At 70.6% G+C, this 17,785-nt stretch carries 17 protein-coding genes; 5 read left to right on the top strand and 12 right to left on the bottom strand.

The genetic code is table 11. The features are described 5' to 3' along the window. Positions 1–6: 6 nt before the first annotated feature. A complete protein-coding gene (gene tuf / locus JI751_RS14975) occupies positions 7–1,200 on the top strand; it encodes an elongation factor Tu (protein ID WP_201938433.1) in 1,194 nt (397 codons plus the stop codon). Between the two features lie 90 nt (positions 1,201–1,290). Here tuf and JI751_RS14970 read toward each other — a convergent pair whose 3' ends face one another. Next, complete coding sequence (locus JI751_RS14970) at positions 1,291–1,710, bottom strand: hypothetical protein (protein WP_201938431.1); 420 nt, start codon at positions 1,708–1,710, stop codon at positions 1,291–1,293. A 68-nt stretch (positions 1,711–1,778) separates the two neighbouring features. On the opposite strand from JI751_RS14970, the gene JI751_RS14965 reads away from it, so the two are divergent. After that, positions 1,779–2,363, top strand: coding sequence for a mismatch-specific DNA-glycosylase (locus tag JI751_RS14965; protein ID WP_236666271.1), 585 nt, complete (start codon positions 1,779–1,781; stop codon positions 2,361–2,363). Between the two features lie 2 nt (positions 2,364–2,365). Here JI751_RS14965 and JI751_RS14960 read toward each other — a convergent pair whose 3' ends face one another. The 9 genes from JI751_RS14960 to JI751_RS14920 form a co-directional block, all read right to left on the bottom strand. Next, positions 2,366–3,733, bottom strand: coding sequence for a transaminase (locus JI751_RS14960; RefSeq protein ID WP_201938429.1), 1,368 nt, complete (start codon positions 3,731–3,733; stop codon positions 2,366–2,368). Then, positions 3,730–5,190, bottom strand: coding sequence for an NAD-dependent succinate-semialdehyde dehydrogenase (locus tag JI751_RS14955; protein WP_201938420.1), 1,461 nt, complete (start codon positions 5,188–5,190; stop codon positions 3,730–3,732). The genes JI751_RS14960 and JI751_RS14955 overlap by 4 nt, the downstream gene beginning before the upstream one ends. After that, positions 5,190–6,539, bottom strand: coding sequence for a 4-aminobutyrate--2-oxoglutarate transaminase (gabT, locus tag JI751_RS14950; protein ID WP_201938412.1), 1,350 nt, complete (start codon positions 6,537–6,539; stop codon positions 5,190–5,192). Before gabT ends, JI751_RS14955 begins: the two co-directional genes overlap by 1 nt. Next, positions 6,536–7,819, bottom strand: a complete 1,284-nt coding sequence (locus tag JI751_RS14945) for a saccharopine dehydrogenase family protein (protein WP_236666270.1) — start codon at positions 7,817–7,819, stop codon at positions 6,536–6,538. The genes gabT and JI751_RS14945 overlap by 4 nt, the downstream gene beginning before the upstream one ends. Position 7,820: 1 nt before the next feature. Beyond that, positions 7,821–8,675: an ABC transporter permease gene (locus JI751_RS14940; protein WP_236666269.1), complete on the bottom strand. Its 855-nt coding sequence runs from the start codon at positions 8,673–8,675 to the stop codon at positions 7,821–7,823. 1 nt (position 8,676) lies between these two features. After that, a complete protein-coding gene (locus JI751_RS14935; protein ID WP_307814267.1) occupies positions 8,677–9,588 on the bottom strand; it encodes an ABC transporter permease in 912 nt (303 codons plus the stop codon). Beyond that, the gene (locus JI751_RS14930) at positions 9,585–10,694 is read right to left on the bottom strand and encodes an ABC transporter ATP-binding protein (protein ID WP_201938410.1); all 1,110 of its coding nucleotides are present in this window, start codon (positions 10,692–10,694) and stop codon (positions 9,585–9,587) included. The genes JI751_RS14935 and JI751_RS14930 overlap by 4 nt, the downstream gene beginning before the upstream one ends. 1 nt (position 10,695) lies before the next feature. After that, positions 10,696–11,946 (bottom strand): ABC transporter substrate-binding protein, encoded by a 1,251-nt coding sequence (locus JI751_RS14925; protein ID WP_201938408.1) that lies wholly within the window; start codon positions 11,944–11,946, stop codon positions 10,696–10,698. 67 nt (positions 11,947–12,013) lie between these two features. Then, positions 12,014–13,459: a gamma-aminobutyraldehyde dehydrogenase gene (locus JI751_RS14920; protein WP_307814266.1), complete on the bottom strand. Its 1,446-nt coding sequence runs from the start codon at positions 13,457–13,459 to the stop codon at positions 12,014–12,016. 198 nt (positions 13,460–13,657) lie between these two features. On the opposite strand from JI751_RS14920, the gene JI751_RS21910 reads away from it, so the two are divergent. From JI751_RS21910 to trmB, 3 genes are read left to right on the top strand one after another with little or no spacing between them, the layout of a single operon-like run. Further along, positions 13,658–14,116, top strand: coding sequence for an Lrp/AsnC family transcriptional regulator (locus tag JI751_RS21910; protein ID WP_307814265.1), 459 nt, complete (start codon positions 13,658–13,660; stop codon positions 14,114–14,116). Further along, positions 14,113–15,498, top strand: a complete 1,386-nt coding sequence (locus tag JI751_RS14910) for an aspartate aminotransferase family protein (RefSeq protein ID WP_201938401.1) — start codon at positions 14,113–14,115, stop codon at positions 15,496–15,498. The genes JI751_RS21910 and JI751_RS14910 overlap by 4 nt, the downstream gene beginning before the upstream one ends. A gap of 51 nt (positions 15,499–15,549) precedes the next feature. Further along, on the top strand, positions 15,550–16,272 hold the full coding sequence (gene trmB, locus JI751_RS14905) for a tRNA (guanine(46)-N(7))-methyltransferase TrmB (protein WP_307814263.1): 723 nt from the start codon (positions 15,550–15,552) through the stop codon (positions 16,270–16,272). Here the strand turns inward: trmB and JI751_RS14900 are convergent. Together JI751_RS14900 and JI751_RS21905 are read right to left on the bottom strand one after the other, a co-directional pair. Beyond that, a complete protein-coding gene (locus tag JI751_RS14900; protein WP_201938392.1) occupies positions 16,254–16,994 on the bottom strand; it encodes a tetratricopeptide repeat protein in 741 nt (246 codons plus the stop codon). The two genes, trmB and JI751_RS14900, sit on opposite strands and share 19 nt — an antisense overlap. A 9-nt stretch (positions 16,995–17,003) precedes the next feature. Then, positions 17,004–17,777 (bottom strand): phosphotransferase family protein, encoded by a 774-nt coding sequence (locus JI751_RS21905; protein WP_201938390.1) that lies wholly within the window; start codon positions 17,775–17,777, stop codon positions 17,004–17,006. Positions 17,778–17,785: the final 8 nt, after the last annotated feature.

Raw genomic sequence — 17,785 nt, 5'->3', positions numbered from 1 at the left:
GCCCCAGTGGCTAAGGCGAAGTTCGAGCGGACCAAGCCGCACGTGAACATCGGCACCATCGGTCACATCGACCACGGCAAGACGACGCTGACCGCGGCGATCACCAAGGTGCTGCACGACAAGTACCCGAATCTGAACGAGGCCTCGGCCTTCGACCAGATCGACAAGGCTCCCGAGGAGCGTCAGCGCGGCATCACGATCTCGATCGCGCACGTCGAGTACCAGACCGAGGCGCGCCACTACGCGCACGTCGACTGCCCGGGTCACGCCGACTACATCAAGAACATGATCACCGGCGCGGCTCAGATGGACGGCGCGATCCTCGTGGTCGCCGCCACCGACGGCCCGATGCCGCAGACGCGTGAGCACGTGCTCCTCGCCCGCCAGGTCGGCGTCCCCGCCCTGGTCGTCGCGCTCAACAAGTGCGACATGGTCGACGACGAGGAGCTCATCGAGCTCGTCGAGATGGAGGTGCGCGAGCTCCTCTCCGAGTACGAGTTCCCGGGCGACGACATCCCCGTGGTCCGCGTTGCTGCCTTCCCGGCCCTCCAGGGTGACGAGAAGTGGGGCGACTCGATCGTCGAGCTCATGAACGCCGTCGACGAGGCCATCCCGACCCCCGAGCGTGAGACCGACAAGCCGTTCCTCATGCCTGTCGAGGACGTCTTCACGATCACCGGTCGCGGCACCGTCATCACCGGTCGCATCGAGCGCGGCATCGTCAAGGTCAACGAGGAGGTCGAGATCATCGGCATCCGCGAGACCGCCCAGAAGTCGACCGTCACCGGTGTCGAGATGTTCCGCAAGCTGCTCGACGAGGGCCAGGCGGGCGAGAACGTCGGTCTGCTCCTCCGTGGCACCAAGCGCGAGGACATCGAGCGCGGCATGGTCGTCATCAAGCCGGGCACCACGACGCCTCACACCAACTTCGAGGCCTCGGTCTACATCCTCAGCAAGGACGAGGGCGGCCGTCACACGCCGTTCTTCAACAACTACCGTCCCCAGTTCTACTTCCGTACGACTGACGTGACCGGTGTTGTGACCCTGCCCGAGGGCACCGAGATGGTCATGCCGGGTGACAACACCGAGATGTCGGTCGAGCTCATCCAGCCCATCGCCATGGACGAGGGCCTCCGGTTCGCGATCCGTGAGGGTGGCCGTACGGTCGGCGCCGGCCGCGTCGTCAAGATCACCAAGTGATCACCGCCGGTCACTGACCGGCACCGCAACATCCGAGACCCCGTCTCCCGCAAGGGAGGCGGGGTCTCGTGCGTCCGGGGACCTACGCCGTCAGGCGGCCCGGTCGTGGAGCAGCAGGCCGGACTCCCGGAGCAGCCACTCGACCCGTCCGCGCTCCACGTCGAGCTCCACCCCCGGCGCCATGACCAGGAGGAGGTGCGGGATCTCGAGGCTGTCGGCCGCCTCAGCGAGGGCCGCGTCGTACGCCAGTCGGGTGCCCTCCCACTTCGCGAAGCGGAGCCCCGGGCGCTCGAAGGCGGCGCGGAGCCGTCGTACGTCCGCCGCGACGTCCTCGATGGGGCGGCGGACCGGCACGACCGTGGCGGCAGGGGTGCCACGCACGCGGCGCACCACGCCCCTCGCGAGACGGACCTCCCACGCGCGCCAGGTGCCGAAAACGGCACACCAGGCGACGTGGAGGCACAGCCAGAGCAGCACGAGACCACCGAGGTCCCGGAGCCAGCTCCACATCCCTCCACGGTACGCCTGCGCCACCTCGCCGTCATCAGGTTCGAGGCGCCGGGACCGGGCACGGCAGGATGGGCCCATGGGGTTCACCAGGGCCGAGCTGGAGTCGTTCCGCGACGTCGAGGTCCCCGACCTGCTGCCCGGGCCCGGGCAGCCGCTCCGGCTGCTCTTCGTCCGGCATCAACCCCGGCCTCTGGACGGCGGCGACGCAGACCCACTTCGCCCGCCCGGGCAACCGGTTCTACCCCGCGCTCCTGCGGGCGGGCATCCTCCGGCAGCCGGTCGACCCGTCCGCCGGGATGACCGACGACGACCGCGAGCTGTTCCGCAGCCGGGGGATCGGGATCACCAACGTCGTGGCCCGTGCGACCGCCCGGGCGGACGAGCTCTCGACCGCCGAGCTGCGCGCCGGAGGGGAGCGGCTCCGGGGCCTGGTGGCCGAGCGGGAGCCGGTCGTCGTCGCGGTCGCCGGCATCACCGCCTACCGCTCCGCGTTCGGCCGGCGCACGGCCGTCGTCGGCGAGCAGGACGAGCGCTGGGGCAGCTCGCGCGTCTTCGTCGTGCCCAACCCGTCGGGCCTCAACGCCCACGACACCGTCGACTCGCTCGCCACGGCGTACGCCGACGCGGCGCGGGCCGCCGGCGTGCTCGACTGACGTCAGCCGACGAGCGCCTCGACCGCCGCCCGGAACACCGTGGTGTGCGCGTCGACGTCGGCCGGGGTGTGGAACGGTGAGAACAGGGACATGTTGTGGAACGGCGCGAGCAGCACGCCGCGGTTGACGGTCCAGAGGTGGAAGAACGCGTCGAGCTCCTCGTCGACGGCTGCCGCCGCCTCGGCGCCGGCCCGCGGAGGCGGGCAGAACCAGTACTCGGCGCGGCAGCCGAGCCGCTGGACGTGCCAGGGGAGGCGGTGGTCGTCGATGACCCCCTGGATCCCGTCGGTGAACGACTCGGCCAGCGGGATCGCGACGTCGAAGTCCTCCTGACGCAGCGCGGTCGACAGGGTGGCGCGGACGGCCGCCATCGCGAGCGCCGAGCCCGACAGGGTGCCACCGACGCCGGCGACGTCGATGTCGTGGCCGAGCATCGGACCCTCGAGGCGGGAGGCGACGTCGGCACTCATGCCGTAGGCGGCCACGGGGATGCCGCCGCCGATCGGCTTGCCGATCACGACGAAGTCGGGATCGAGGTCCCACGCCGCGGTCGCACCGCCCGGCCCCGCGCAGATCGTGTGCGTCTCGTCGTTGACGAGGAGCACGCCGTGCCTGCGGGTGATCTCGCGGACGCCGGCGAGGTAGCCCTCGTCGGGCAGCACGATCCCGATGTTGGTGAGCGCCGGCTCCATCAGCAGGCACGCGACGTCCCCCTCGGCCAGGCGGGAGTCGAGCGCGTCGAGGTCGTTGAACGGCACCACCGCCGTCGTCACGGAGACGTCGACCTGCGGGCCGAGCGCACCCGGCCGGGCGACGACGCGGTCGCCCGCGCGGCCGTGCTCGAGCACGCCGAGGGTCTCGTCGACCGTGCCGTGGTAGCACCAGTCCATCACCGCGATCCGCGGCCGGCCGGTGAGGTGCCGGGCGAAGCGGAGCACGAAGCGGTTCGCGTCGGTGGCGGTCATCGCCATCTGCCAGCGGGGCAGGTCGAAGCGCCGGCTCAGCTCCGCGGCCACCCAGGTCGCGTCGGTCGAGGGCAGCATGGTGGTGATGCCGCGCTCGGTGCGCTCCCGCACGGCGTCGGCCACCGCGGGCAGGCAGTGACCAGTCATCGAGCCGGTGTCGCCGAGGCACAGGTCGACGTAGTCGAGGCCGTCGACGTCGGTGAACCGGCCGCCGCCGGCCGTCTCGACGAAGAGCGGGAACGACCCGGGCCACCGCGTCATCCACGGCATCGGCACCCCGGCGAGCAGGTGCTCACCGGCGGCGGCGGCGAGGTGGGCGGAGGTCGGGTGCAGGTCGACGAACCGCTGCTCCTCCTCGGCGTGGAGCGTGGCCAGCCGCGAGCGGTCGACCTCCGTGACCGTCACAGGGCGCTGCCGACGTACTTGGTCTCGAGGTACTCCTCGATGCCCTCGAAGCCGCCCTCGCGGCCGAAGCCGGACTGCTTCACGCCGCCGAATGGCGCGGCCGGGTTGGACACGATGCCGGTGTTGACGCCGACCATCCCGAACTCCAGCGCCTCGCTGACCCGGATCACCCGGGTGTGCGCCTGGGAGAAGAGGTAGGCGACCAGGCCGTACTCCGTGTCGTTGGCCCGCGCGATCGCCTCCTCCTCGGTGTCGAAGGTGATGATGGGCGCGACCGGGCCGAAGATCTCCTCGCGGAACACCCGGGCGGTGTCGGGTACGTCGACCAGCACAGTGGGCGGGTAGAAGAAGCCGGGACCGTCGGGGATCTGCCCGCCGACGACCGCACGGGCGCCGGCGGAGACCGCGTCGCTCACCAGCTCGTGGACGCCGTTGCGGGCCTTCTCGGTGATGAGCGGGCCGACGTCGACCCCGTCCTGCGTGCCGTCGCCGACGGTCAGCGCGCCCATCCGCTCGGCGAGACGGCGGGAGAACTCCTCGGCGACCGACGTGTGCACGAGGAAGCGGTTGGCCGACGTGCAGGCCTCGCCGATGTTGCGCATCTTGGCGAGCATCGCGCCGTCGACCGCGGCGTCGAGGTCGGCGTCGTCGAACACGATGAAGGGGGCGTTGCCGCCGAGCTCCATCGAGACCCTCAGCAGCTGGTCGGAGGCCTGGGCGACGAGCTTCTTGCCGACCGCGGTCGAGCCGGTGAAGGTGAGCTTGCGCAGCCGCGGGTCGGTGATGATCGGCTCGCACACGCCACCGGAGTCGGTGGTCGTGACGACGTTGAGCACGCCCTTCGGCAGCCCTACCTCCTCGAGCAGGGCGGCGAGCGCGAGCATCGTCAGCGGCGTCTCGTGGGCCGGCTTGACGACCATCGTGCAGCCGGCCGCGATGGCAGGGCCGATCTTGCGGGTGCCCATCGCGAGCGGGAAGTTCCAGGGCGTGATCATCAGGGTCGGGCCGACCGGGCCCTTCATGGTGATCAGCCGGGTGTTGCCCGCGGGCGCCTGGGAGTAGCGGCCGTGGATGCGCACCGACTCCTCGGAGAACCAGCGGAAGAACTCGGCGCCGTAGGCCACCTCGCCCTTCGCCTCCGCGAGTGCCTTGCCCATCTCGAGCGTCATCAGGCGCGCGAAGTCGTCGGCGCGCTCGGTGAGCAGCTCGAAGGCAGAGCGCAGGATCTCCCCGCGCTTGCGGGGCTCGGTCGCGCGCCACTCGCCCTGGGCGTCGGCCGCCGCGGCCAGCGCACGCTGGCCGTCGTCGGGTGTGCCGTCGGCGATGCTGGCGAGCACGTCGCCGGTGGCCGGGTTGGTGACCTCGAAGGTCGCGCCGCCACCGGCGTCCACCCACTCCCCGCCGATGAGCAGCTGGGTGGGGACGCGGTCGATCACGGTCTCGTTCACGGAAGCCATCACCCCACTGTGCCAGCGGCCTCGTCGAAGGCCTTCTCGAAGATGTCGAGGCCCTCGCTGAGCAGGTCGTCGCCGATCGCGAGCGGCGGGAGGAAGCGGAAGACGTTGCCGAAGGTGCCGCACGTCAGCGTCACCAGGCCCTGTGCCGAGCAGGCCCGGTGCACGGCGCCGGCGAGGGCCGCGTCCGGCGTACGACCGGGGCCGTCGCTGACCAGCTCGATCGCCAGCATCGCGCCGCGACCGCGGATCTCGCCGACGCGGTCGGGGTGCCGGTCCGCGATCGCCTGCAGGCGCGGGACGAACGCGGCCTCGATCGCGCGGGCGCGGGCCGGGAGGTCCTCGGCCTGCATGGTCTCGATCGCGGCGAGCGCGGCGGCGCACGCGACCGGGTTGCCGCCGTAGGTCCCGCCCAGCCCGCCGACGTGGACGGAGTCCATCACCTCGGCGCGACCGGTCACGGCTGCCAGCGGCAGTCCACCGGCCATGCCCTTGGCCGTCGTCACCAGGTCGGGAACGACGCCCTCGTGGTCGCAGGCGAACCAGTCGCCCGTGCGCGCGAAGCCGGTCTGGATCTCGTCGGCGATGAAGAGGATGCCGTTGTCGCGGCACCACTCGGCGACGCGGGGGAGCCAGCCCGGCGGCGGCACGATGAAGCCGCCCTCACCCTGGATCGGCTCGATCAGCACGGCCGCGCAGTTGTCCTCGCCGACCTGGGCGTGGACGGTCTCGACGAAGGCGTCGAAGGCCTCGTCGGCGCAGTCCTCGGGCCCACCCGGCCAGCGGTAGGGGTAGGCCATCGGGGCGCGGTAGATCTCGCCCGCGAACGGACCGAACCCGTGCTTGTAGGGCATGTTCTTGGCGGTCAGCGCCATCGTCAGGTTCGTCCGCCCGTGGTAGGCGTGGTCGAAGACGACGACGGCGTCGCGGCCGGTGTGGTGGCGCGCGACCTTGACCGCGTTCTCCACCGCCTCCGCGCCGGAGTTGAAGAGCGCAGAGCGCTTCTCGTGGCTGCCCGGGGTGAGCTCGGCGAGCTTCTCGCAGACCTGGATGTACTCCTCGTAGGGGGTCACCATGAAGCAGGTGTGGGTGAAGTCGGCGACCTGGCGCTGCACGGCCTCGACCACGCGCGGCGCGGCGTTGCCGACCGTGGTGACCGCGATGCCCGACCCGAAGTCGATGAGCTGGTTGCCGTCGACGTCGCGGAGGATGCCGCCGCCCGCCTGCTCGACGTACACCGGCAGGGTCGTGCCGACGCCGGCGGAGACCGCGGCGACCTTGCGGGCCTGCAGCTCCTGCGAGCGGGGGCCGGGGATCTCGGTGGCGAGGATCCGTTCCTGGGAGAGTGTCATGTGCGGTCCTCCATCCCCCAGGGGCTTCCGTACCCCTCGGGCTTCGGTGCGGCGAGCAGGTCGAGGAAGGGCTTCGGGGGAAGCGCCTCCGGGCCGAGCACGCCAGTGCCCGACCAGGTGCCGTCGGCGAGCAGCTCGAGCGCGACGACGGGGTTGATGGCGGTCTGCCAGACCACGCACTGCGCGCCGTAGTCGCGCATCGAGTCGGCGTTGTCGACCACGTGGTAGAGGTACGTCGAGCGCGGGGCTCCGTCCTTGCCGGTGCCGGTCACGAACAGCCCGGCGCACGTCTTGCCCTCCATCCGCGGACCGATCGTCGCGGGGTCGGGCAGGCAGGCGGCGACCACGTCGCGGGGCGAGACCTGCACGCCCTTGACCGTCACCGGCTCGGTCGAGTCGAGGCCGAGGGTGTGGAGCGTGCGGAGGATGCCGATCATCTCCTCGCCCAGGCCGTACTTGAACGTCACCCGGTCGGCATCGACCCAGCGGGGCATGAGGAGGACCTCCTCGTGCTCGACGTGCACGCACTCCACGGGCCCGATGCCGTCGGGGAAGTCGAAGACCTCCGGCTCGGAGAACGGCGGCAGGGTGAAGAACCCCTTCTCGAGGTCGCCCCCGCCGCGCTCGCGCTCCCACACCACGGGCGGGTTGAGGCACTCCTCGATGATCGTCCACATCGAGAAGCCGGGGGCGAAGACCTCGTTGCCGTCGTCGTCGCGGATCACGAGGTTGGCGCCGTCGCGCGTGCCGAGCTCGTCGATGTGGTCGAAGAGCTCATCGGCGGCGTAGCGCGCGAAGACGTCCGAGAGACCGGGCTCGACGCCGATACCGAGCAGCGCCAGGCGGCCGGCGGACTCCCACTCGCCGGCCCGGGCGAACTGCTCGTCGCCGAGCTTGACGCCGACCTGCTCGTAGGGCTTGTCGGGGTGGCGCACCGACAGGCTCATCGCCATGTCGAGGTAGTTCGCGTCGGCAGCGAGCGCGCCGCTGAAGATCGGCATCACGAACCGCGGGTCGACCGCGTTGAAGACGTGAGTCGCCCGCACCTCGCGGGCGAGGGCGGCCACGGCGTCGGCGTCGGACGCGTCCACCCGGGCGGCGGTGAAGCGCTGCTCACCCGTACGCCGTCCGGTGGCCGCGGCCACGGTGCTCTCGGCGCGGGCCAGGTCGTAGTCGGCGACGACCCAGGCCTCGAAGAAGTCGCGCTCGACCGCGATCCGGGCGGCGGCGTCACCGACGCCTCCGGCCCCGACCATCAGGACGCGCATCGGCTGTGACATGTCACTCCTTGAACTTGGACGCCCGGACCGAGCTCACGAGCTGAGCACCGACGACGAGCAGGACGGCGAGCACGAACATCGAGAAGCCGATGACGTTGGCCTCGGCAGGGATGCCGCGGCGCGAGGCGACGTAGACGAACTTGGGGAACGTGGACTCGTTGCCCGAGACGAAGTTCGTGATGATGAAGTCGTCGAAGGACAGCGAGAAGGCGAGCATCGCGGCACCGGCGATGCCGGGCAGGATCAGCGGGAAGGTGACCTTCCAGAAGGTCTGCATCGGGCTGGCGTAGAGGTCCTGCGCCGCCTCCTCGATCCGGGGGTCGAGGGACTGGATCCGGGCCTTCACCGTGACCACCACGAAGCTCAGGCAGAACATGATGTGGGCGAAGACGATCGTGGTGAAGCCGAGGCTGAGCCCGATGTTGGCGAAGCCCTGCACGAAGATCGTCAGCAGCGCGGCACCCATCACGATCTCGGGCGTCGCCATCGGCACGAAGATCAGCACGTTGCTCGCCGCCTTGCCGCGGAAGCGGTAGCGGACCATCGCCAGCGCCATCAGGGTGCCGAGCACCGTCGCGACGGCGGTGGAGATCGCGCCGACCTGCAGCGACGTCACCAGCGAGCCGCAGACTCCGTCGACGCGGCACGGGTCCTGCCAGTGCTTCCAGGTGAAGCCCTGCCACACGATGTTGGTCTTGCCGTGGTCGTTGAACGAGAACGCGAAGGTGTAGGCCACCGGCAGGAAGAGGTAGAGCAGGACCAGGATCGCGGACAGCATCGCGAAGTGGTTGGCCAGCCAGACCTGCACACGCTTGGCCGTCGACGGCCGGTAGGGGGTCGTGGTCGCGGTCGTCATCTCACACCAGCTCCTCGGTGCCGAAGCGGCGGACGTAGAGGAAGACCATGACCAGGATCGCCGCCATCAGGGTGAACGAGAGGGCGGCCGCGACCGGGTAGCCGCCCGGGACGGCGAGGAACTGGTCGTTGATGACGTTGCCGACCATCTTCCCGCGCTGGGGGCCGAGCAGCTCCATGTTGACGAAGTCGCCCGCCGCCGGGATGAAGGTGAGCAGCGTCCCGGCGAGGACGCCGGGCATGGACATCGGCAGGGTCACGGTGCGGAACGTCGTGAAGCCGTTGGCGTACAGGTCGCCGCCGGCCTCGATGACCCGGGGATCGGCCCGCTCGAGGGAGGCGTAGATCGGCAGCACCATGAAGGGCAGGAAGTTGTAGGTCAGGCCGGCGATCACGGCCAGGGGCGTGTTGATGATGTTGCCGCCGGGCAGCAGGTGCAGGAAGTTGAGGGTGCCCGCCACCCAGCCCTCGTCGGCCAGGATCTGCGACCACGCGAACGTGCGCAGGATGAACGAGGTGAAGAAGGGGGCCACGACGCAGATCATCATCAGGTTGCGCCACTTGCCCGCCTTGAACGCCATCGCATAGGCCAGCGGGTAGGCCACGACGAAGGCGAGGAACGTCGCCATGCCCGCGTAGAGGAACGAGCGCGCGAAGTGCGGGGCGTAGTCGGTCAGCGCCGCCGCGTAGTTCTCGAAGTTGACGTCGCGGTAGTAGTAGCCGGGGAAGCCGGGGTAGCGGCTCTGCAGGCTGACGGCTGCCAGCTGGACCAGCGGCAGGACGAAGAAGACACCGAGCCACAGCGCGCCGGGCAGGAGCAGGAGGTACGCCGTCCAGCTCCTCTTCGTCGCCTCCGGCGCGGGTGCCGCCGGGGTGACGTCCGGGTCGCCGGCGACGTGGGCCAGGGCGCTCACTTCTCGCCCGTCTCGTCCACGGGGACGCCGAACGCGTGGCCGGGGTTCCAGGTCAGCCACACCTCGTCCCCGGGCCGGAGGTCGAGGGGCTCCACGTCGAGGTTCTGCTCGTAGCAGCTCCACGTGGTGCCGCTCGGCATGTCGACGAGGTAGCTGGTGGCCACGCCCAGGAACGACACGTCGCGCACGACGCCCTTGACGTCGTTGCCGGCGCCCTCGGGCTGGGTGCGCGAGACCGTCACCTTCTCGGGGCGTACGCCGAACAGCACCTCGCCCTCGTGCACCTGGGACCGCGACTTGAGGATCTTCACCGGCGTGCCGAGGACGTCGGCGACGAGGTGGTCGCCGTCGGTGTCCTTGATGGTGCCGACCCCGGTGTTGGCCTGGCCGAGGAAGTTGGCGACGAACCGCGTGCGCGGGAGGTCGTAGAGCGCGGCAGGCGCGCCGAGCTGCTCGATGTGGCCCTTGTTCATGACCGCGACGGTGTCGGCCATGGTCATGGCCTCCTCCTGGTCGTGCGTCACGTGGATGAAGGTCAGCCCGACCTCCGTCTGGATCCGCTTGAGCTCGACCTGCATCTCCCGTCGCAGCTTGAGGTCGAGGGCGCCGAGCGGCTCGTCGAGGAGCAGCACCTCGGGGTGGTTGACCAGCGCGCGGGCCAGGGCGACACGCTGCTGCTGGCCACCGGAGAGCTGGGCCGGCTTGCGGCCGGCGAACTGCGACATCTGGACCAGCTCGAGCGCCTCGTCGGTGCGCGTCGCCGCGTCCTTGTCCTTGCGGCGCTTGGGCCCGAAGGCGACGTTGTCCTTGATGGACAGGTGCGGGAACAGCGCATAGGACTGGAAGACCGTGTTGACCGGGCGCTCGTAGGGGCGCGAGCCGGTCAGGTCGGTGTCACCGATCATCACCCGGCCGGCGGTGGGCTGCTCGAGCCCGGCGATCATCCGCAGGGTGGTGGTCTTGCCGCAGCCGGAGGGGCCCAGCAGGGCGAAGAACGACCCACGGGGGACGTGCAGGTCGATGTCGTCGACGGCGGTGAAGTCGCCGAAGGCCTTGGTCACGCTGTCGAGCTGGAGGTCGCCTCGCGCCTCGCGGAATCCCGCCATGTCAGTTCCCCATCACCTTCGTGGACCAGAGATCGGCGAACTCGATGTCCTCGTCGGCATCGAGCACGCGGAACGCCTGGATGTTGTTCTCCGCGATGTAGTCGGCGCTCGGGAAGATGAAGGGGCTCTCGGCGAGATCGGGGTCGATCTTCTCCATCTCGGCCTGCGCGCCGTCGACGGGACAGACGTAGTTGACCCAGGCGGCGACCTGCGCGGCGACCGCCGGGTCGTAGTAGTAGTCCATCAGCTTCTGGGCGTTGGAGCGGTGCGTCGAGGTGATCGGCACCATCATGTTGTCCGACCACAGCGTGCCCCCGGACTCGGGGATCGTGAAGGTCCAGTTGGGGTCCTCGGTGTCGTAGGCGAGGACGAAGATGTCGCCGCTCCACGTGATCCCGGCGACGGCGTTGCCGCTGGTGAGGTCCTCCATGTAGGAGTTGCCCTTCACCTTGCGGATGTAGCCCTCCTCGATCTTCTGCTCGATGAAGTCGAGCGCGCTCTCGAACTCCGCCCTGCCCCAGTCGCTGTCGATGTCGACGCCCTGGGACTGCATGACGAGGCCCGCGGTGTCGCGGAACTCCGAGAGCACCACGATCCTGCCCTTGAGGTCGTCGGTCCAGAGGTCGTCGAGCGACTTCAGCTCGCGCCCGACCTTCGCCTTGTTGTAGCCGATGCCGGCGAAGCCGCTCTGCCAGGTGATCGAGTGCTGGCGGCCGGGGTCGAAGGAGACGTCCTTCAGCGGCTGCAGCAGGTTGCTGACCACGTTGGGCATCTGGATCAGCTCGAGGGGCTGGCAGAGCTGGTCGCGGATCACCCGGGCGGCCATCCAGTCCGTCAGCGTGAAGATGTCGCGGTCGATGCTCTGGCCGGCGCGGAGCTGCGGGCCGACCTTGGCGTAGTAGGAGTCGTTGTCGTCGACGTCCTCGCTGTAGGTGACCTGGATCCCGGTCTGCTGCATGAAGGCGTCGAGCGTCGGCGACTTCGTCTCCTTGCCGTTCATGTCGAGGTACGCGGTCCAGTTGGCCCACTTGAGGATCTTCTCGGAGTCCGACACGTCGGTGGGCAGCTTGACGGCTGCGGGCCCACCTGTGGGCGGCTTGGGCGGTGCGCAGGCCGACAGGGCGAGCCCGGCGCTGGCGGCAGCGCCGGTGCCGAGCAGGGCCCGACGGCTCAGGCCGCCGGACGATGCGGCGACCACGGCCGCTGCCTCGGGCGAGAGGGGGCGTCGCGAACGGCGCGGGATGGGTGTCATCAGTGGTAGTCCTCCGTCGGCCCCGAGTTGATGAGTGGTCGTGCGGTGGTGCGGTGGCGGGTGGTGCTCAGCTCTCGATGTTGGCCATGACGTGCTTGATGCGGGTGTAGTCCTCGAACCCGTACATCGACAGGTCCTTGCCGTATCCCGACTTCTTGTAGCCCCCGTGCGGCATCTCGGCGACGAGCGGGATGTGGGTGTTGATCCACACGCAGCCGAAGTCGAGCGCCTTCGACATCCGCATCGCGCGGCCGAAGTCCTTGGTCCAGACCGACGACGCGAGGCCGTAGTCGACGCCGTTGGCCCAGCGGACCGCCTCGTCCTCGTCGGTGAACTTCTGCACGGTGATCACCGGACCGAAGATCTCGTTCTGGATCGCGTCGTCGTCCTGGCGCAGGCCCGAGAGCACGGTGGGCTCGAGGAAGAAGCCGGCACCCAGGTCCGTACGCCGGTTGCCTCCGGCGGACACGGTGGCGTGCGAGGGCAGGTTCTCGATGAAGCCGCTGACGTGGGCGAGCTGTCGCTGGTTGTTGACCGGGCCGAAGAGCGCGTCCTCGTCGTCGGGGAGCCCGACCGGGGCGGAGCTCCTGGCGTAGTCGGCCAGCGCTGCGACGAAGTCGTCGTGGATGCCGGGCGCCACGAGCACGCGGGTGGCAGCGGTGCAGTCCTGGCCGGCGTTGAAGTAGCCGGCGATCGCGATCCCCTCGACGGCCGCCTCGATGTCGGCGTCGTCGAAGACCACCACGGGTGCCTTGCCGCCGAGCTCGAGGTGCACGCGCTTGATGTTCGGTGCCGCGCTGGCGGCGACCTCGGCCCCCGCTCGCACCGATCCGGTGATCGCGACCAGGCTGGGCGTCCGGTGCTCGACGAGCAGCCGGCCGGTCTCGCGGTCACCGGTGACGACGTTGAGCGTGCCCGCCGGCAGGAACTCCGAGGCGAGCTCCGCGAGGCGCAGGGTGCTCTCCGGCGTGGTGTCGCTCGGCTTGAGGACGACCGTGTTGCCCGCAGCCAACGCCGGGCCGATCTTCCACACGGCCATCAGGAGCGGGTAGTTCCAGGGCGTCACCTGGCCGACGACGCCGATCGGCTCGCGCCGGATCCACGAGGTGTGGCCGGCCATGTACTCGCCCGCGGCCTTGCCCTCGAGCACCCGCGCCGCCCCGGCGAAGAACCGGAGCTGGTCCACCATCGGCGGGATCTCCTCGCTCGCGGTGAGCGCCTTGATCTTGCCGGTGTTCTCCGACTCCAGGTCGATCAGCTCGTCGGCGTGCGCCTCGATCGAGTCGGCGAGCCTGAGCAGCGCCTGCTGGCGTTCGCTGGGCGTCGTACGACCCCACTCCGCGAAGGCCGTGTCCGCGGCGGCGTAGGCCGCGTCGACCTCCTCGCCACCGCTGACCGGGGCGTGGGCGACGACCTCGCCCGTCGCGGGGTTGACCACCTCGCTGGTGGCACCGGCCTCGGCGTCGACGTAGGCACCGCCGATGAAGTTGCGCAGCGTGCGTGGGCTCGTCACGGAAGGTCCTCCCTGTCGGGTGCGGTCAAGGGAGAGTAGGACGCGACCGGCCGTCGTCGCCATAGTCTGCGGCCACAAATCTGCGGTAATCGTGGAATTAACGGGCCGGAAACACGGATTCCGTGCTGATTGGCTTGCGTTTTCCCCGCCAGTCCCTCCACCATGGGCGCATGAGCGAGCGCAGTGGGCGGACCAGTGGTGACTGAGGGACCCGTACGCCTCGATGCGACCGCCAAGAGGATCATCGAGCTGCTCCAGGAGGACGGCCGGATCTCCTACGCCGCGATCGCCAAGGCGGTCGGGCTGTCGGAGGCCGCCGCCCGCGCCCGGGTCCAGAAGCTGCTCGACTCCGAGATCATGCAGGTCGTCGCGGTCACCGACCCGACCCAGGTCGGGTTCACCCGGCAGGCCATGATCGGCGTCCGCACCGAGGGCGACCCGATGCAGGTGGGCGACCGCCTCGCCGAGGTGCCCGAGGTCGACTACGTCGTCACCACCGCCGGCAGCTTCGACCTCCTCGTCGAGGTGGTGTGCGAGGACGACCCGCACCTGCTCGACGTCATCCGACGAGTCCGTGAGCAGGACGGCGTGCTCTCCTCCGAGACATTCGTCTACCTGAAGCTCAACAAGCAGCACTACAACTGGGGTACCCGATGAGCCAGTCCTTCGACGATTCCTTCGACTACCAGTCGGCGGGCCGCGACCACCTGTGGTTGCACTTCACCCGGCACTCGACCTACGAGCAGGGCGGCGAGATGCCGCTCATCGTCAAGGGCGAGGGCCACAAGATCTGGGACAGCCACGGTCGCGAGTACATCGACGGCCTCGCCGGTCTCTTCGTCGTCCAGGTCGGCCACGGCCGCGAGGAGCTGGCCGAGGCTGCCGCCAAGCAGGCCAAGGAGCTCGCCTTCTTCCCGCTCTGGTCCTTCGCGCACCCGCGCGCCGTCGAGCTCGCCGACCGCATCGCCGCGATGGCCCCCGGCGACCTCAACCGCGTCTTCTTCACCACCGGTGGCGGCGAGGCCGTCGAGTCGGCCTGGAAGCTGGCCAAGCAGTACTTCAAGCTGACCGGCAAGCCCAACAAGCACAAGGTCATCTCGCGTGCGGTCGCCTACCACGGCACCCCGCAGGGCGCGCTGTCGATCACGGGCATCCCGCCGCTCAAGGAGATGTTCGAGCCGCTGGTCCCCGGGGCCCACAAGGTGCCCAACACCAACTTCTACCGCCGCCCCGAGTACGTCGGTGACGACGAGAAGGCGTTCGGCCGCTGGGCCGCGGACCGGATCGCCGAGGCGATCGAGTTCGAGGGCCCCGACACCGTGGCCGCAGTGTTCCTCGAGCCCGTGCAGAACGCCGGCGGCTGCTTCCCGCCGCCGCCCGGCTACTTCGAGCGGGTTCGCGAGATCTGCGACGAGTACGACGTCCTGCTGGTGTCGGACGAGGTCATCTGCGCCTTCGGCCGGGTGGGGGAGATGTTCGGCGCGGCCGAGTTCGGCTACCAGCCCGACATCATCACCTGCGCCAAGGGCATGACCTCGGGCTACTCGCCGATCGGCGCGATGATCGCGAGCGACCGGCTCTTCGAGCCCTTCAAGTCCGGTACGACGGCCTACGCCCACGGCTACACGTTCGGCGGTCACCCGGTGTCGTCCGCGGTCGCGATGGCCAACCTCGACATCTTCGAGCGTGAGGGCCTCACCGACCACGTCGCCCAGAACGCGCCGGGGTTCCGCTCGACGCTGGAGAAGCTCTACGACATCCCGATCGTCGGCGACGTGCGCGGCCACGGTTACTTCTACGGCATCGAGCTGGTGAAGGACCGCGAGACCAAGGAGACGTTCGACGACGCCGAGTCCGAGCGGCTGCTGCGTGGCTACCTCTCCGGCGCGCTGTGGGAGGCCGGCCTCTACTGCCGCGCCGACGACCGCGGCGACCCGGTCATCCAGCTCGCGCCGCCGCTGATCATCGGCCAGACGGAGTTCGACGACATCGAGCAGCGGCTCCGCTCGGTGCTGACCGGCGCCCTCGCCCACCTGTAGGCCACCGCCCTCGATGTGACCGCGGCGGTGACGCCGGGCGAGAATCAGCGCGTGAACGACGTACGCCCTGCCCGACCGCACCTCAAGCTCACCGAGGACGGACGGCGGATGCGGGAGGTCCTCACCTACTCGCGTCGCGGCAGCCGGTTCACGCCGCGCCAGGCCGAGGCGTGGGCGGCGCACCAGGCCGACTGGGTGATCCCCGACGAGGCCGTCGACCGGGCGGACTTCTCGCTGGCCGAGCGGTTCGGCCGCGAGGCACCGCTGATCCTCGAGATCGGACCGGGCGTGGGGGAGGCGACGGCGGTGCTCGCGGCCGCACGGCCCGACCACAACGTCCTCGCCCTCGAGGTGTGGCGCCCGGGCATCGCCGACTCGCTGTGGCGGGTGGCCGAGGCCGGCGCCGACAACGTGCGGTTCTGCTCGGTCGACGCGGTCTGGTCGCTCGAGCACCTGATCGCCCCGGGTGGACTCGCCGAGATCTGGACCTTCTTCCCCGATCCGTGGCGCAAGACCAAGCACCGCAAGCGCCGCCTGGTCAACCCGGCCAACGCCGCGCTCGCCTCGTCCCGCCTCGAGCCGGGCGGCGCGTGGCGGCTGGCGACCGACTGGGCCGACTACGCCGACCAGATGCGCGAGGTCCTCGACGCCGAGCCCACCCTCGAGGGCGGCCCCGTCGAGCGCTGGGCCGAGCGCCCGGTCACCCGCTTCGAGCGCAAGGGCCTCGACGTCGACCGCGACATCGCCGACTTCTGCTACCGCCGCACCACCTGATCGCCGCCCGGCGGGTCGAGCAGGGCGAGCTCCTCGTCGACGTAGGGGTCGTGCTCGCCGATCGCGTCGAGCTCGGCCTTGAGCGCGAGCTGGACCTCGCGTGCCCGGTCGACCTGACCGAGGTGGCGGAGCGACCAGCCGACCATCCATCGGGCGACGCGGGTGCGGGCCGGGTCGCCGATCCGTTCGCGGGCGGCGAGCGCCTCCTCGAAGGCCGCGAGCGCGGCGGTGTGGTCGCCGGCATCGGCGTGCTCCATGCCGATGTTGTTGAGCAGGGAGGCGTCCCAGTCGCGCGCCGCCGGCTCGGTCGCCGCCTGCGCCCGCACGAGCGCCGCGTGGTGGGCCGCCAGCCGCTCGCTCGGGTCGACGACGAGCGCCACCATGTGGAGCGCGTCGACCGTGAGCTCCTCCAGTCCCGCGTCGTGCGCCTCGGTGGACGCGGACTCGAAGTGCGGACGCGCGCCGATGGGGTCGCCGGACGAGCGCAGCAGTCGGCCGCGCTCGAGCGCGACCCGCGCCCGGCCCTCGGAGTCGGGAGGTGCGAGGTCGTCGAGCACCTCGTGCCCCGCGTCGTAGGCCTCCTGGAGGCCCAGTGCGCGCGCCCCCTGCGTGAGGGCGTACGTCGCCAGCGTCTCGTCCGCGGTCGCCGCGAGCTCGCGGAAGCGCTGCTCGCTCCCTGCCGGATCGTCGAAGTCCCAGAGCGCGCGCAGGTCGATCGTCATGCCGGCAGGCTAGGCCTCGCGACCGGCTGACGTCAGTGCCGCGAGGCGTCGGGCGAGGACGGTCCGACCCGACTCGTCGCCCATCGCCAGGAAGGGCGGCCAGTTCTCCCGCAGGAGGCGGAGCTCGGCGGCGTCGAGCAGGGGCGCGAGCGCAGCACCGTCGAGCCCCCGCGCGGCCGCGTAGGTCGCGGTCATCTCCTCCCGAGGCGGATGTGCCCCCTCGAACTCCGCGCGCTGCCAGGCGAAGACGAGGTCGTCCAGCCCGTCGCCGCGTCGCGCGTCCTGCCAGTCGACGAGGAGCACCCGGCCGGACCCGTCGCGCACCATGTTGTCGAGGTGGCAGTCGCCGTGCGCGAGCACGAGCGGCAGCCCGCTCGCACCGGGCACCTCGGACAGTCCGGGCGGGGCGGGAGCCAGGTGCACGGCGGCGACGAGTGCCGCGATCGCCTGCCAGTCGCCGGCCGACAGCCGGCCGGCCGGGGGCAGGGGAGCGGCCTGCTCGAGAGCGACGGCGACGCCGTCGGCGCCGACCACTGTGCCCCTCACGGTCGGGGCGAGCGGGACCGGATGTCCGGCGAGGTGGCCAAGGACCGCCACCTCGCGGCGCGCTCGTGCCAGCTGACCCGGGTCGGTGGTCACCTTGACGACGACCGTGCCGGTCGAGGTCCGGACGGAGGCGACGGCCGACCCGGAGCGTCCCGTGGTGATCGCCCGCACGTCCCGCACGCCCTCCAGCCCGGCACGCTCGCTCCAGGAGCGGAGATCGAGGGGAGCCGGAGCCACGGCCTCAC

Source organism: Nocardioides baculatus (assembly GCF_016735675.1).
GTDB lineage: Bacteria > Actinomycetota > Actinomycetes > Propionibacteriales > Nocardioidaceae > Nocardioides > Nocardioides baculatus.
This window is presented reverse-complemented; position numbering and strand designations above follow the sequence as displayed.

Bases quoted from the DNA above. Each gene is read 5' to 3' on its own strand.
- JI751_RS14970 (WP_201938431.1), bottom strand. From the start codon at position 1,710: ATGTGGAGCTGGCTCCGGGACCTCGGTGGTCTCGTGCTGCTCTGGCTG.
- JI751_RS14965 (WP_236666271.1), top strand. From the start codon at position 1,779: ATGGGCCCATGGGGTTCACCAGGGCCGAGCTGGAGTCGTTCCGCGACG.
- JI751_RS14955 (WP_201938420.1), bottom strand. From the start codon at position 5,190: ATGGCTTCCGTGAACGAGACCGTGATCGACCGCGTCCCCACCCAGCTG.
- gabT (WP_201938412.1), bottom strand. From the start codon at position 6,539: ATGACACTCTCCCAGGAACGGATCCTCGCCACCGAGATCCCCGGCCCC.
- JI751_RS14945 (WP_236666270.1), bottom strand. From the start codon at position 7,819: ATGTCACAGCCGATGCGCGTCCTGATGGTCGGGGCCGGAGGCGTCGGT.
- JI751_RS14940 (WP_236666269.1), bottom strand. From the start codon at position 8,675: ATGACGACCGCGACCACGACCCCCTACCGGCCGTCGACGGCCAAGCGT.
- JI751_RS14930 (WP_201938410.1), bottom strand. From the start codon at position 10,694: ATGGCGGGATTCCGCGAGGCGCGAGGCGACCTCCAGCTCGACAGCGTG.
- JI751_RS14925 (WP_201938408.1), bottom strand. From the start codon at position 11,946: ATGACACCCATCCCGCGCCGTTCGCGACGCCCCCTCTCGCCCGAGGCA.
- JI751_RS14910 (WP_201938401.1), top strand. From the start codon at position 14,113: ATGAGCCAGTCCTTCGACGATTCCTTCGACTACCAGTCGGCGGGCCGC.
- JI751_RS14900 (WP_201938392.1), bottom strand. From the start codon at position 16,994: ATGACGATCGACCTGCGCGCGCTCTGGGACTTCGACGATCCGGCAGGG.